General features: G+C 59.2%; 4 protein-coding genes. 3 read left to right on the forward strand and 1 reads right to left on the reverse strand.

Annotated features, from left to right (window positions below; genetic code table 11):
- Positions 1–420 precede the first annotated feature (420 nt).
- Both NKF27_RS12115 and NKF27_RS12120 read left to right on the forward strand, forming a co-directional pair.
- On the forward strand, positions 421–5082 hold the full coding sequence (locus NKF27_RS12115) for a tandem-95 repeat protein (RefSeq protein ID WP_253551886.1): 4662 nt from the start codon (positions 421–423) through the stop codon (positions 5080–5082).
- A 620-nt stretch (positions 5083–5702) separates the two neighbouring features.
- Positions 5703–9560 carry a tandem-95 repeat protein gene (locus NKF27_RS12120; protein WP_253551887.1) on the forward strand — a complete coding sequence of 1286 codons (3858 nt, stop codon included), beginning with the start codon at positions 5703–5705 and terminating at the stop codon, positions 9558–9560.
- 1221 nt (positions 9561–10781) lie between these two features.
- Here the strand turns inward: NKF27_RS12120 and NKF27_RS12125 are convergent.
- Complete coding sequence (locus NKF27_RS12125) at positions 10782–11060, reverse strand: hypothetical protein (RefSeq protein WP_253551889.1); 279 nt, start codon at positions 11058–11060, stop codon at positions 10782–10784.
- Between the two features lie 447 nt (positions 11061–11507).
- Here NKF27_RS12125 and NKF27_RS12130 point away from each other — a divergent pair, with 447 nt between their 5' ends.
- Positions 11508–15536 (forward strand): tandem-95 repeat protein, encoded by a 4029-nt coding sequence (locus NKF27_RS12130; protein WP_253551891.1) that lies wholly within the window; start codon positions 11508–11510, stop codon positions 15534–15536.
- The last annotated feature ends 10 nt before the right edge of the window (positions 15537–15546 follow it).

A 15546-nucleotide genomic window follows, 5' to 3' on the forward strand; every position in this document is an offset into this window, starting at 1 on the left:
CGCGGGGGGATCCCAACCTGTAGACACGCCGGTAGAGCCAGTGGATGAGGTACGCCACGAAACCGGGAGCGATTCAACCAGTCTGACAACACGGCATCACTAAATGCATCTTTATTTAACGCATCAGACCATCCCCTTTTGTTATAAACACCATCAGATAAACCTTACAAAAAAGACGAAAACCTCTGACTAAAATACAGGCATAAAGATTCATACGAAACATTAAAAAAATCAAAAACTATCGAAAAGCGGCATCTAAATTTCTATTTAAACCCCAAAAAACAGAACTTTATGCCAATACGAAAAACATCCATGCAATTCTTAAAACCTAGCCCATGAGTACAATGTCAGAGCACCTAAACCTTGAATAGGTTTAACTTGCCACGTCCTCTGCGACGATAAAAGAGCAAGGAAATCACGATGAATTCTGACAATGGCATGACACAAACCTATTCAACACTTGCCGCCTTGCTGGCGGTGGAATGTGACTGTGCGGTTAGCGCCCTGACGATCCTGGACGAGGACGGACTGCCAGATGGCATCGCTGGCGGGCCTCAAGACGTATCCGGCCAGGCGATTACCGGGTCCGGTGTACTTGGCTACAGCTTCGGCTCCAACGGGCCAGCAGCTACCGGGGCCTTTCGCTGGGACCCGACCAGCCTTCCTGAGCTCAGCTCGGGCGGGGAGCCGCTGGCCTATCAGGTATCCCCCAGCGGCCAGACCCTCACAGCACGCACTCCAGACGGCACACCTATTCTTCACCTCAAGCTGACCGACGTCGCCACCGGCAGCTACAAGGTTTCCTTGCTGGGTCCGCTGGATCACCCCAAGGAAGGTACCGAAGATAATCTGGTGTTTTCCGTACGCTATGTCATCACTGACGATGATGGGGACGAAGCCGCCGCCAGACTGGCTCTGGATATTGACGATGACACTCCGACGAACGCCATCGATGCTCCCAGCGAAGTGGAACCGGGTGATACAGTCACCGGCACCTGGTCCCAGGATGGTGGCGCCGATGGCATCGCCGATACCACTGTCAAACTGCCCGGTGATGATGCCGACTATTCCCTGGGCACCGCCATCGATACTGGCAACGGCACCCTGACGGTCAATCCGGACGGCACCTGGAGCTTTACAGCAGACCCGGACGCTGAAGGCTCGCTGGATTTCCAGATCGTCACCACCGACGGTGACGGCGACAGCATTACCTGCAACGGCCATGTCAACATCACCGAGGTCAGCGACAGCGTCCCGACCACACCTGAGACAGACAACGATCCGAACACCAATCCGGCCAAGGCCATCGTCGACGAGGATGGTCTGCCTGGCGGCATCGCCGGCGGGGTCAATGACGTGGCGGGAGAGCCGATCGCCGCCAGCGGTTCGCTGGGTTATGACTTCGGCGACGACGGCCAAGGCAGCTTCACCTGGAACACCGACAGTCTGCCGAGTCTTACCTCCAATGGCAGCCCGGTGACCTGGACGCTCAGCGGTAACGGTCGCTCGCTGGTGGGCTTCGACGGCAACGGAGATCGCGTGATCTCGGTGCAACTCACCGACGTCGCTGACGGCACCTACAAGGTAGTGCTGGCCAAGCCGCTGGATCACTCCAATCCCGAGGTCGAAGACGACATCAACTTCGACGTGGGCTACACCATCACCGACAGTGACGGCGACGCGGCCTCCGGCGTGCTCAAGGTCACCGTCGACGATGACACTCCGGTGGCCAATGACGACACCGCCACCTCCGACAGCAACACCCCGGTGACCGTGGACGTGCTCGGCAATGACGACAACGGCGCCGATGGCCCCGGCACCGTCACCGACGCCACCGTCGAAGGCGGCCCGGACGTGGGCACCGTGACCATCAACCCAGACGGCACCCTGACCTTCGTACCCGACCCGGACTTCTCCGGCAATGCGGTCATCGACTACACCGGTACCGACGGTGACGGCGATACCACCGAAGGACAGCTCACCGTCAATGTGGGCGAAAAGGACGACCAGCCCACCACTCCCGAAACCGACGACGACCCCGACACCACCCCGGCCAAGGCCATACTCGACGAGGACGGTCTGCCTGGCGGCATCGCCGGCGGTATCAACGACGTGGCAGGAGAACCCATCGCCGCCAGCGGTTCGCTAGGCTACGACTTCGGCGATGACGGCCAGGGCAGCTTCACCTGGAACACCGACAATCTGCCGAGTCTTACCTCCAACGGAAGCCCGGTGACCTGGACGCTCAGCGGCAACGGTCGCTCGCTGGTGGGCTTCGACGGCAATGGCGATCGCGTGATCTCGGTGCAACTCACCGACGTCGCTGATGGCACCTACAAGGTGGTGCTGGCCAAGCCGCTGGATCACCCCAATCCCGATGTCGAAGACGACATCAACTTCGACGTGGGTTACACCATCACCGACAGTGACGGCGACGCGGCCTCCGGCGTGCTCAAGGTCACCGTCGACGATGACACCCCGGTGGCCAACGACGACACCGCCAGCACCGACAGTGACACCCCGGTGACCGTGGATGTGCTCGGTAATGACGACAATGGGGCCGACGGCCCCGGCACCATCACCAACGCTACTGTCGATGGTGGCCCGGACGTGGGTACGGTCACCATCAATCCGGACGGCACCCTGACCTTCGTGCCCGACCCGGACTTCTCCGGCAATGCAGTCATCGACTACACCGGCACCGATGGTGACGGCGATACCACCGAAGGACAGCTCACCGTCAACGTGGGCGAAAAGGATGACCAGCCGACGACTCCGGAAATCGACGGCGACCCCGACACCAACCCCGCCACGGCGGTTCTGGATGAAGACGGTCTGCCGGGCGGTGCCGCAGGTGGTCCCGGCGACGTCGCCGGGGAAGCACGGGTCGTCTCGGGCAACCTGGGCTATGACTTCGGTGACGATGGCGCCGCTAACGGGGGTGGGTTCGCCTGGACGCCGGATACCACCAAGCTGCCGGGAACAACCGCCGACGGCCAGGAGATTCGCTACTTCCTGAGCAGCAACGAGCTGTCACTGGTAGGCCTGGATGAGGATGGCAACCGGGTTATCGCCATCGACATGCTGGACCCGTCCACCGGCGACTATCGCGTCACCCTGTCCAAGCCGCTGGAGCATCCGGTGGCCGGTGTCGAGGACGACCTGCGATTCGAGGTCGGCTACACCGTCACCGATAGCGACGGTGACACCGCCCAAGGCGTGTTGAACGTCGTTGTCGACGACGACACACCGGTCGCGGTCGACGACAGTACCAGCACCGACAGTGCGGCGTCGGTCACCATCGACGTACTGGCCAACGACAGCACCGGCGCCGACGGTGCCACCGTCACTGGCGCCACGGTGGTGGGAGGCCCGGATGTCGGCACCGTGGTGGTCAACCCCGATGGCACCGTGACCTTCACCCCGGACCTGGATTTCTCGGGCGACGCGGTCATCGACTACACCCTGACCGACGCCGACGGCGATACCAGCTCTGCCTCGGTCAATGTCGATGTCACGCTCGAGAAGGCGGACGACGAACTCTTCGTCGGCGACAACGACGACGATACCAAGGCGACCCAGTCCGGCAACGATGTGCTGATCGGTGATCTCGGCGGTACGGAAATCGGCACAAACCCGGCAGCCAGCTACAACGTCTCCTTGATCCTCGACACGTCTGTCACCATGAGCTACCAAGCGGATGGTTCAGGTACGACAGGGCCAGGACCGAGCCGACTGGATATCGCCGTCGAGGCCATCAAGGCCTTCGCCGCCGAGCTTGCCGCCTCCGGGGGCACGGTCAACTTCAATCTGGTTGAATTCAATAAAAATGCCACCAGCACCATCGATATCCGTGGCCTCGACGTGTCGGATCTCGATGCGCTCAACGCACAACTGGACAGCATTGAATTTGACTTCGGCACCAATACCGAGGCGGGGATTCGCAAGAGCACAGAGTTCTTCGAGTCGCTGGACAACGACTTCAACAATGTTGCCTATGTCATGTCCGATGGCTTCTCCACCGCCTATCTGGACAACAATGGTAATCCGGTCGTTATTGGCGGTTTCTCGAAAGCCCTGCCGGTGAAGCAGGCGATCGAAGCCGCCGATGTATTGAAGGAAATCGCCCAGGTGGAGGCGATCGCCATCGGCAACCCGGTAAGATCGGTGAATGAGCCAGCCAACGTCGCCAAGCAACTCCAGTTCTACACCAATACTGGAGATGTGAAGGTCGTAACGGAGCGCTTCAAGCAAGGCTCCGTCACAAATGAAGCCGGCGACGTGACCAAGGTCCTGACCGCCAGTGACTTTAAAACCTCCTTGTTCGAAGGCACCGAGACCGAGTTTCAGGCGCCGCTGGGCGACGACGAGCTCTCCGGTGACAGCCGCGACGACATCATCTTCGGTGATACGGTGAGCTCCGACCACCTGAGCTGGAAGAATGGTGATACCGGCGAGATCTTCATCGCCGGCGAGCACGACGGTCTCAACTACGAAGGTCTGACCGAGTTCCTCAAGTGGTCGGTCAACGAGGGCAACGGTGAGGCACCGACCGACGCCGAGATCATCGACTACGTCCAGGACAACTACAAAGAGCTGATGGACACAGACCGCACCGACGGTGGTAACGACACCCTCAAGGGCGGAGGTGGCGACGATGTGCTGATCGGCGGCGGTGGTAACGATGTGCTGATCGGCGGTAGCGGCGATGATGAACTGTGGGGTGGGCCCGGCTCTGACACCTTCCGCTACGAGTCGGGTCACGAAGGCAGCACCAGCAGCCCCGCAGAGGACGACATCAAGGACTTCACCCTGGGCAACACCGCCAGCAACCCCGAGGCCGACAAGCTCGATCTGTCGGACCTGCTCGACGGCGCCACCGAAGACGATGTGTCGGACTACCTGCACGCCAGCCAGGACGGCAACGACACCGTTATCTCGGTCAAGTCAGACGGTGGCATCGGCGCCGACGGCTCAGGTGCGGATCAGGTGATCACCCTGACCGGCGTCAGCATGGGCGGTGCCTCCAGCGACGACTTCCTCAACCAGCTGATCCAGAACGGACAGCTCGACGTGGAGTGATCCTTTCCCACACAGTGCGATCTAGCACTAGACCTGAAAGACCCATCACCCGGCCTCGTGCCGGGTGATACTTTCAAGCGACTGCCCCAGCTGGCCTTGCAGTGTCCAGAGTTGCAGCAACTTTCCACTTGTCCGGACGACTCAGAACTCTCCGCCAAGGCGCACCTGTTGCAGCACAAACGCCTACGAACAAGACCGAATATCGCTACCGGCAACAGCTCGATTGGACTTCTATTCTGATCTATCTTGTGTCACTGCATTGATGCGCCATCCTCACAGCTGCTCCCGCCCCCATCCTGCTTATCGACACCATGTTGCTTGGCTGAAAAAGATTAACGGACTATCCCATTACAAGACCATAAGCCACCAGCAAGTCTTTGCCGATTTGTTCAATTTTTGAATGACATTGACGACAAATCCGTTAGGAGATTTTAAATACACGCCTCCTGATCTTGGCATAAAACTCAATAATCACAACAACTTCAATTAGTTAATACTCTCTTTCACATTTCGTTCTTACCTCTCATTTTCTGTATCACAGGTACACTGTCGAAGATCCCTCGCATTGCATAGGTTTATTGTGCCTCTTCCTTCCACGGGCCTTCTCAAGGAGCCATGACATGGGCGCCAACCCGACAATGCGACACGCCAGCGACAACCTGGCCCTAACGCTAGAAAACTGTGATTGCCAGACTGGCGCATCGGTAGCTCTCGACGAAGATGGCCTGCCGGTCGGAATCCGGGGAGGACCGAACGACGCGGCTGGTGAAGCGATCAGCATGACCGGCAGCCTGGGCTACAACTTCGGAGCCAGCGGTCCCGCAAGCTCAGGAGCGTTCCGCTGGGACATTGCGGACTTGCCGCCACTCACTTCTGCAGATCAGCCCTTGACCTATCAAGTGTCACCAAGCGGCCAGACCCTTGCTGCACGTACCCCGGATGGCAGTCCTGTCCTGCAACTCACCTTGACCGACCTCGCGCAGGGTAGCTACAAGATCAAACTTCTTGGCCCCCTGGACCACCCCATCGAGGGAACCGAGGACAATCTGCTGCTGGCCTTACGCTACATCCTCAAGGATAGTCAAGGCGTGGAGGCTACTGCACGGTTGGTAGTCGATGTCGATGACGACACCCCGACGAATGGCATCAACACCCCCGCTTCCATCGATCAGGGCGATACCGTGACCGGCAGCTGGTCCCAGAATGGTGGTGCCGATGGCGTTGCCGATACCACCGTCAAGCTGCCCGGTGACGATACCGACTATCCCCTGGGTAGCCCCATCGATACCGGCAACGGCATCCTGACGGTGAACCCCGGCGGCAGCTGGAGCTTTACCGCGGATCCGGACGCTGAAGGCTCGCTGGACTTCCAGATCGTCACCACCGACGGTGACGGCGACAGCATCACCTGCGACGGCCATGTCAACATCACCGAGGGTGGCGACAGCATCCCGACCACCCCCGAGACAGACGGTGATCCGAACACCAATCCTGCCAAGGCCATCGTCGACGAGGACGGTCTGCCCGGTGGTATCGCCGGCGGCATCAACGATGTGGCCGGCGAGCGGACCGCCGCCACTGGCTCGCTGGGCTATGACTTCGGCGATGACGGACAGGGCAACTTCACCTGGAACACCAACAATCTGCCGAGTCTGACCTCCAATGGCAGCCCGGTCACCTGGACGCTCAGCGGCAACGGTCGCTCGCTGGTGGGCTTCGACGGCAACGGTGATCGGGTGATCTCGGTGCAGCTCACCGACGTCGCCAATGGCACCTACAAGGTTGTGCTGGCCAAGCCGCTGGATCACTCCAATCCCGAGGTCGAGGACGACATCAACTTCGACGTGAGTTACACCATCACCGACAGTGACGGCGACAGCGCCTCCGGCGTCCTCAAGGTCACCGTCGACGATGACACTCCGGTAGCCAACGACGACACCGTCAACACCGACAACGATACCCCGGTGACCGTGGATGTGCTCGGCAATGACGACAATGGCGCCGACGGCCCCGGCACCATCACCGACGCCACCGTCGAAGGCGGCCCGGACGTGGGTACGGTCACCATCAATCCGGACGGCACTTTGACCTTCGTGCCCGACCCGGACTTTAGCGGCAACGCCGACATCGACTACACCGGCACCGACGGTGATGGTGACACCACCGAAGGACAGCTCACCGTCAACGTCGATGAAGGCGATGACCAGCCCACCACGCCTGAGACCGACGGTGATCCTGACACGAACCCGGCCAAGGTAGTGCTGGATGAAGATGGGCTGCCCGGGGGCAATGCCGGGGGCCCCGGAGATGTCGCTGGCGAACGGACCGTCGTGGCCGGCACCCTTGGCTACGATTTCGGAGATGACGGTCCCGCGGCCAACGGTGGCTTCTCGTGGAACTCCAACACCACAAGCCTGCCCTCCACTACCGCCGACGGCCAGGACGTTCGCTACTTCCTGAGCAGTAGCGGCCTTTCACTGGTCGGCCTGGACGAAGATGGCAATCGAGTTCTGGTCATCGACATGCTCGATACTTCGACAGGGGAATTTCAGGTCACCCTATCCAAACCACTGCAACACAACGTCGACGGCGTGGAGGACGACCTGAACTTCAATGTCGGCTACACCGTTACTGACAGTGACGGAGATACCGCCGACGGGCAGCTCAACGTCGTCATCGATGACGATGTCCCCGTTGCCGCACCGGATACCGCCACGACACCTTACGATTCCGCTGTCACTATCGATGTACTTGGTAACGACAGTCTCGGGGCAGACGGTGGGGATATCACTGGTGCCACAGTGGTAGGTGGTGCCGACACCGGGACCGTTACCATCAATCCCGGCGGAACCCTGACCTTTACCCCCGCCGAAGACTTCTCCGGTAATGCGGTCATCGAGTATCAGGTGACCGATGAAGATGGCGACACCATCACGAGTACCGCCACCGTGACGACCGAAGTACCAGACGAGCTGTCCGTCGGTGACAATACCGATAACGTCAATGGCACCAACGATGGCAACGATGTGTTGATCGGCGACTTGGGTGGTACTAACACCATTATCAAGCCCGCTCAGAACTACAACATCGCTATCGTGCTGGACTCGTCCAATACCATGGGCCCTGCCCACCCGACCGCCAGTGGCCAGACACGACTCGATATTGCGCGTGCAGCATTGAAAACCTTTGCCGAGCAGCTGGCCGACCATACAGGTACTATCAATCTGAGGATCGTTGACTTCAATCGCACCGCCACTTCGAAAGACTTCCTGTCCTTCGACGGAAGCGACCTCGGCGCCTGGGGAAGCCACCTGGACGACATCAACGTCGCTTTCGGCACCAACACTGAGGCCGGTATACGAGACGCAATCGACTTTTTCGAAACCGAGTCACGTGATGATTTCGAGAACCTGACCTATCTCGTTACCGATGGTGTACCAACATTCTTCCTGAGCAACGATGATAGCGTTGGTGGTCCTGGCAACGAGCCCACAACACAGACCGTCAATCAGGCGATCTTCGCCGCAGAAGATCTTGCTGAATACAGCGTTCTTGAAGGCATCAGTGTTGAACCATTTGCCAACGGTGCAACCATACTCAGCATGCTTGACAACACCAACGTCAGTGGCACCGCGACCGTCAACGTCAGTGGTGGAAGCGTCACCCATGCCACAGGAGAGATCGTCAACATCACGACATCTGGCGAGTTGGAAGCCGCTCTGCAAACCGGCTCTTCCACTGAGGTCAACCTTCCCGTTGGGGACGATATTCTGACGGGCGGAGCCGGAGATGACATCATCATCGGTGACAAGATCAACTCCGATGGCCTGAGCTGGACAAATGGAGACACTGGAGAGACCTTTGGTGCCAACAGCCATAATGGTCTCGGCTACGAAGGTCTCATCGAATTCCTCAAATGGAGCGAAAACGACGGAGCAGAACCTAGCGTTCAGCAGATTATCGAGTACATACGGGATAATGCCTTCGCTATCCGTGATATTGGTGGCTTGGATGGCGGAAATGACATACTCTCGGGTGAAGCTGGGGATGATATCCTGTTCGGCGATGCCGGCGACGATGTACTGATTGGGGGTACTGGAAGTGACACCATGATCGGCGCAAGAGGAGGTGATACCTTCGTCTGGCAAGTCGGTCATTCAGGAACTGATTCCTCACCGGATTCCGATAAGGTCCTTGCTTTTAGAGAGAGCAATCCGCAGACCGATGCAAACGCTGACCGCCTCGACCTTGGCGAACTTCTCCAAGATGCAACCGAAGATACCGTGCTAGATTATCTTCACGCCTCAGGCGATGATGGCGAAGTCATTCTGTCAGTAAAGAGCGATGGAGGAATAAACACAGATGGTAGCAATGCGGACCTTTCCATCACCTTGACAGGCGGAACCGTCGACTTCAATGGAAGTGGTGAAGACTACATCAACAAGCTGATCAACAACGGGCAACTCGAGATTACGTAAAACTCAACGTTTGCCCAAAATTGATTACAAATCATTCACCCGGCAATCGCCGGGTGTCTTTCAGAGCAACAGTTAACAACCCACCAAAAACCCAACCCAACAAGAGAAGCATTTACTACCACTTAAACCTGCAACATCATAAAGCCTCTTTTGAAGAAATACACTTCCTCTCAGTGGGGCGCATCTATCAGCGATGCAGCCACCGCTTCGGCAAAGCTTTTTTAATTGAAAAAACCTCAAAACTCCAAGGAGGGAGGGTCTTGCAATCCTCAACCTCCTCCTCACGTGGCGACACCTGTCCCATATCATGGATTTGAAAGCATTAAAAGTCTGATGCAGCCCCCCCGGGACCTATCACTTTTCCGGATAACAACGGCACCACATGTAATGTGAAAAAATATGAATAGGAATAATAGGACACCTGAAAACCATTCACTTCTATTTTTTACCATGAAATTCAATAACTAAAAAAAGGAATGAAAATAGAGCAAACACCGATCCCATATTTTTTCTTAATTTTCATAGGTAGATTGTGACGCGTTTAACTCAAAACGGCACGATATAGTCTTCTTGCATGCCCAACTGTCCACTATATGCCAGCCCGCGCATCGACTAGCGTACCTCTGCATTGATGTTCACTAAAACGCGGAGCATAGAGAGATGGCAAACTCCAATAGTCAGAGCCATGCAGACAAAAAATCAGTACAAGCTACTGATTGCAATTGCAATATCGACAGCTTGATCAAGGTCGATGAGGACGGACTGCCCGGCGGCCTTGCTGGAGGTCCCAATGATATCGAAGGAGAATCCAGCAAGGCGACGGGAGTGTTGAACTATAACTTCGGCACAAATGGTCCCGCGACCACCGGCGCCTTTTCGTGGCACTCCAGTGACACCCCGGATGTAACATCCTCTGGCATGTCATTGCGATACCAGGTCTCTCCCAGCGGGGAAACCATTACCGGTCGCCTGGATGATGGCTCGCCCGTCTTCCATGCCAAGGTTACCGACCTGAATTCTGGCGAATATAGTGTCACTTTCCTACGCCCGTTAGATCACCCTATCAACAGCGTAGAAGACGACCTTGTCTTGTCACTCCCCTACACTATCAAGGACAAGGCGGGCCATGAGGCCACATCAAGGTTGGGGATTCTTGTCGACGACGACTCCCCTATCAACCGCGTCGACAGTCCACTGTCCCTGGAAGAGGGAGATAGCCTCTCAGCGTCCTGGTCCCAAAATGGTGGCGCTGACGGTGTCGCCGATACCTATGTCACCCTTCATGGCGGCACCGAAAGGTACGAAATTGGTCAAAACATTCAGACGCCTCATGGGGTCCTTCGTGTTAGCCCCAATGGTAGCTGGAGCTTCACCGCCAAAGACGATATCGGTGTTGATACCGGCGAAGTCGACTTTTCTATCATCACGATAGATGGCGATGGCGATCGTGTTGTCTGTGATGGCCATATTGATATCACCGGTGGAGGCGAAAATGGACATCCGACCACGCCTGAAACCGATGGAAATCCTTCGACCAACTCACCCAAGGCAATCGTCGATGAGGACGGGCTGGCCAATGGTATTCCGGGAGGCCTCAACGATGTCGCAGGCCAGGCCATCGTCACCGAAGGCTCTCTCGGCTACAACTTTGGCCCTGACGGACCAGGAGAGTTCCGGTGGTCGAAAAATGGACTACCCAGCCTATCGAGCCAGGGAAGCAACGTCTCTTGGGACCTAAGCGCCAATGGACGATCGCTTATCGGGAACAATGCAGCCGGGGAGCGTGTAATCTCCATCCAGCTCACGGACCTTGCCAGCGGGTCCTATAGGGTCGCGCTTGCCAAACCGCTGGATCACAGCGACCCCGACCGTGAGGACGACATCAACTTCGACGTCGGCTATACCATCACCGACAGCGACGGCGACCGCGCCTCGGGCAACCTGCGTGTGCTGGTGGACGACGACCGTCCGGTCACCGCCAGTGATCGCGCCAGTACCGACAGCGACACCCCGATCACCGTCAATGTGCTCGACAACGATCGCCTCGGGGCCGACGGCGGCGAACTCGACGGCGCCCAGGTCCAGGGTGGCAGCAGTGTCGGCCAGGTCAGCACCCGCCCCGATGGCCGCCTGACCTTCACCCCCGATCCCGACTTCAGCGGCAATGCCACCATCCGCTATGACGTCATCGACGGTGACGGCGACAGCGTCAGCGACTACCTTAAGGTCTACGTCAAGGATGGCAACGACATCCCCACCACTCCGGAGACCGACGGCGACCCCGACACCCATCCTGCCAAGGCCATCGTCGACGAGGATGGGTTGCCGGATGGTATCCCCGACGGCACCGGCGATATAGCGGGCGAAGCCACCGTCGCCACCGGCACCCTCGGCTACGACTTCGGCGACGATGGCCGTGGCAGCTTCCGCTGGACCACCAATGGCCTGCCCTCGCTGACTTCGGAAGGCAGTACTCTACGCTGGTCGCTCAATGGCGCCGCCGACACCCTGACGGCGTCCACCGTACGCGGCGACGCGGTGATCCGGGTGGAACTGACCGATATCGACAGCGGTCGATACCGTGTCGAACTGCTGCGTCCGCTGGATCACAGCGATCCCGACCGTGAAGACGACATCAACTTCGACGTCGGCTATACCATCACCGACAGCGACGGCGACCGCGCCTCGGGCAACCTGCGTGTGCTGGTGGACGACGACCGTCCGGTCACCGCCAGTGATCGCGCCAGTACCGACAGCGACACCCCGATCACCGTCAATGTGCTCGACAACGATCGCCTCGGGGCCGACGGCGGCGAACTCGACGGCGCCCAGGTCCAGGGTGGCAGCAGTGTAGGCCAGGTCAGCACCCGCCCCGATGGCCGCCTGACCTTTACCCCCGACCCCGACTTCAGCGGCAATGCCACCATCCGCTATGACGTCGTCGACGGCGACGGCGACAGCGTCAGCGACTACCTCAAGGTCTACGTCGAGGAAGGCAACGACATCCCCACCACCCCGGAGACCGACGGCGACCCCGACACCCATCCTGCCAAGGCCATCGTCGACGAGGATGGACTGCCGGATGGTATCCCCGGCGGCACCGGCGATATAGCCGGCGAAGCCACCGTCGCCACCGGCACCCTCGGCTATGACTTCGGCGACGATGGCCGTGGCAACTTCCGCTGGACCACCAATGGCCTGCCCTCGCTGACCTCGGAAGGCAGTACTCTACGCTGGTCGCTCAATGGCGCTGCCGACACCCTGACGGCGTCCAACATGCGCGGCGATACGGTGATCAGGGTAGAACTGACCGATATCGACAGCGGTCGATACCGCGTCGAACTGCTGCGCCCGCTGGATCACAGCGACCCCGACCGTGAAGACGACATCAACTTCAACGTCGGTTATACCATCACCGACAGCGACGGCGACCGCGCCTCGGGCAACCTGCGTGTGCTGGTGGACGACGACCGTCCGGTCACCGCCAGTGATCGCGCCAGTACCGACAGCGACACCCCGATCACCGTCAATGTGCTCGACAACGACCGCCTCGGGGCCGACGGCGGCGAACTCGACGGTGCCCAGGTCCAGGGTGGCAGCAGTGTCGGCCAGGTCAGCACCCGACCAGATGGCCGCCTGACCTTTACCCCCGACCCCGACTTCAGCGGCAACGCCACCATCCGCTATGACGTCGTCGACGGCGACGGCGACAGCGTCAGCGACTACCTCAAGGTCTACGTCGAGGAAGGCAACGACATCCCCACCACCCCGGAAACCGACGGCGACCCCGACACCCACCCTGCCAAGGCCATCGTCGATGAGGATGGACTGCCGGATGGTATCCCCGGCGGCACCGGCGATATAGCGGGCGAAGCCACCGTCGCCACCGGCACCCTCGGCTATGACTTCGGCGACGATGGCCGTGGCAGCTTCCGCTGGACCACCAATGGCCTGCCCTCGCTGACCTCGGAAGGCAGTACTCTACGCTGGTCGCTCAATGGCGCTGCCGACACCCTGACGGCGTCCAACATGCGCGGCGATACGGTGATCAGGGTGGAGCTCACCGATATCGACAGTGGTCGATACCGCGTTGAACTGCTGCGCCCGCTGGATCACAGCGATCCCGACCGTGAGGACGACATCAACTTCAACGTCGGCTATACCATCACCGACAGCGACGGCGACCGCGCCTCGGGCAACCTGCGTGTGCTGGTGGACGACGACCGTCCGGTCACCGCCAGTGATCGCGCCAGTACCGACAGCGACACCCCGATCACCGTCAATGTGCTCGACAACGATCGCCTCGGGGCCGACGGCGGCGAACTCGACGGCGCCCAGGTCCAGGGTGGCAGCAGTGTCGGCCAGGTCAGCACCCGCCCCGATGGCCGCCTGACCTTTACCCCCGACCCCGACTTCAGCGGCAATGCCACCATCCGCTATGACGTCGTCGACGGCGACGGCGACAGCGTCAGCGACTACCTCAAGGTCTACGTCGAGGAAGGCAACGACATCCCCACCACTCCGGAAACCGACGGCGACCCCGATACCGAGCCATCCCTCGCGGTGCTCGATGAAGACGGCCTGCCGGATGGCATCCCCGGCGGCACCGGCGATATAGCGGGCGAAGCCACCGTCGCCACCGGCACCCTCGGCTACGACTTCGGCGACGATGGCCGTGGCAGCTTCCGCTGGACCACCAATGGCCTGCCCTCGCTGACTTCGGAAGGCAGTACTCTACGCTGGTCGCTCAATGGCGCCGCCGACACCCTGACGGCGTCCAACATGCGTGGCGATACGGTGATCAGGGTAGAGCTCACCGATATCGACAGCGGTCGATACCGTGTCGAACTGCTGCGTCCGCTGGATCACAGCGACCCCGACCGTGAAGACGACATCAACTTCAACGTCGGCTATACCATCACCGACAGCGACGGCGACCGCGCCTCGGGCAACCTGCGTGTGCTGGTGGACGACGACCGTCCGGTTACCGCCAGTGATCGCGCCAGTACCGACAGCGACACCCCGATCACCGTCAATGTGCTCGACAACGACCGCCTCGGGGCCGACGGCGGCGAACTCGACGGTGCCCAGGTCCAGGGTGGCAGCAGTGTCGGCCAGGTCAGCACCCGCCCCGATGGCCGCCTGACCTTCACCCCCAACCCGGACTTTGCCGGCAACGCCACCATCCGCTATGACGTCATCGACGGTGATGGTGATACCAGTTCCGATTCACTCAACATAGGCGTCACCCTGGAACGAGCCGAAGATGAGCTATTCGTCGGTGACAATGACGATGACATTGCCTCGACCAATTCTGGCAATGATGTGTTGATCGGAGACCTTGGCGGCAAGGACGTCATCATCGACACGACCGCCGACTACAATATCTCTTTGATTCTGGATACGTCGGTTACGATGAGCTACCAGGCAGATGGCTCAGGTAGAACCGGGCCAGGGCCTAGTCGGATTGAAATCGCGATCGAAGCCATCAAGGGTTTTGCCTTCGAGCTCACCACCTACGAAGGGACCGTCAACTTCAATCTTGTCGAATTTGACGCAGACGCTCGTAGCAATATCGACATGCGTGACTTGGATCCGTCCGACCTACCCACGCTATTCTCCTACCTGGACCGCATCTCGCTCACCCTTGGGACAAATACTGAATCAGGTCTAAGAAAAAGCACCGACTACTTTGATTCGGTAAACAATAACGCCGAGGATATTGCCTACCTCATGACAGATGGCTTTTCAACGGCCTGGCTGGACAACAACACCGGGGCCCCTGCTGGTTTTGGTAATTTTGGTCGGAAGATGCCTATTTCCCAGGCCATCGAGGCCTTCGACGAGATGAAGGACTCCGTGCAAGTCGAGGCTGTGGCTATCGGCAGGCCGATCACCTCCATCGGCGAGCCCGGGAATTTCGACCAGGAAATTCAGTTCCTCGATAATACCGACCCCATAGGCACCAGAACATAACGCTACAAGG

This window comes from Halomonas sp. DN3 (assembly GCF_024137905.1).
Lineage (GTDB): Bacteria > Pseudomonadota > Gammaproteobacteria > Pseudomonadales > Halomonadaceae > Halomonas > Halomonas litopenaei.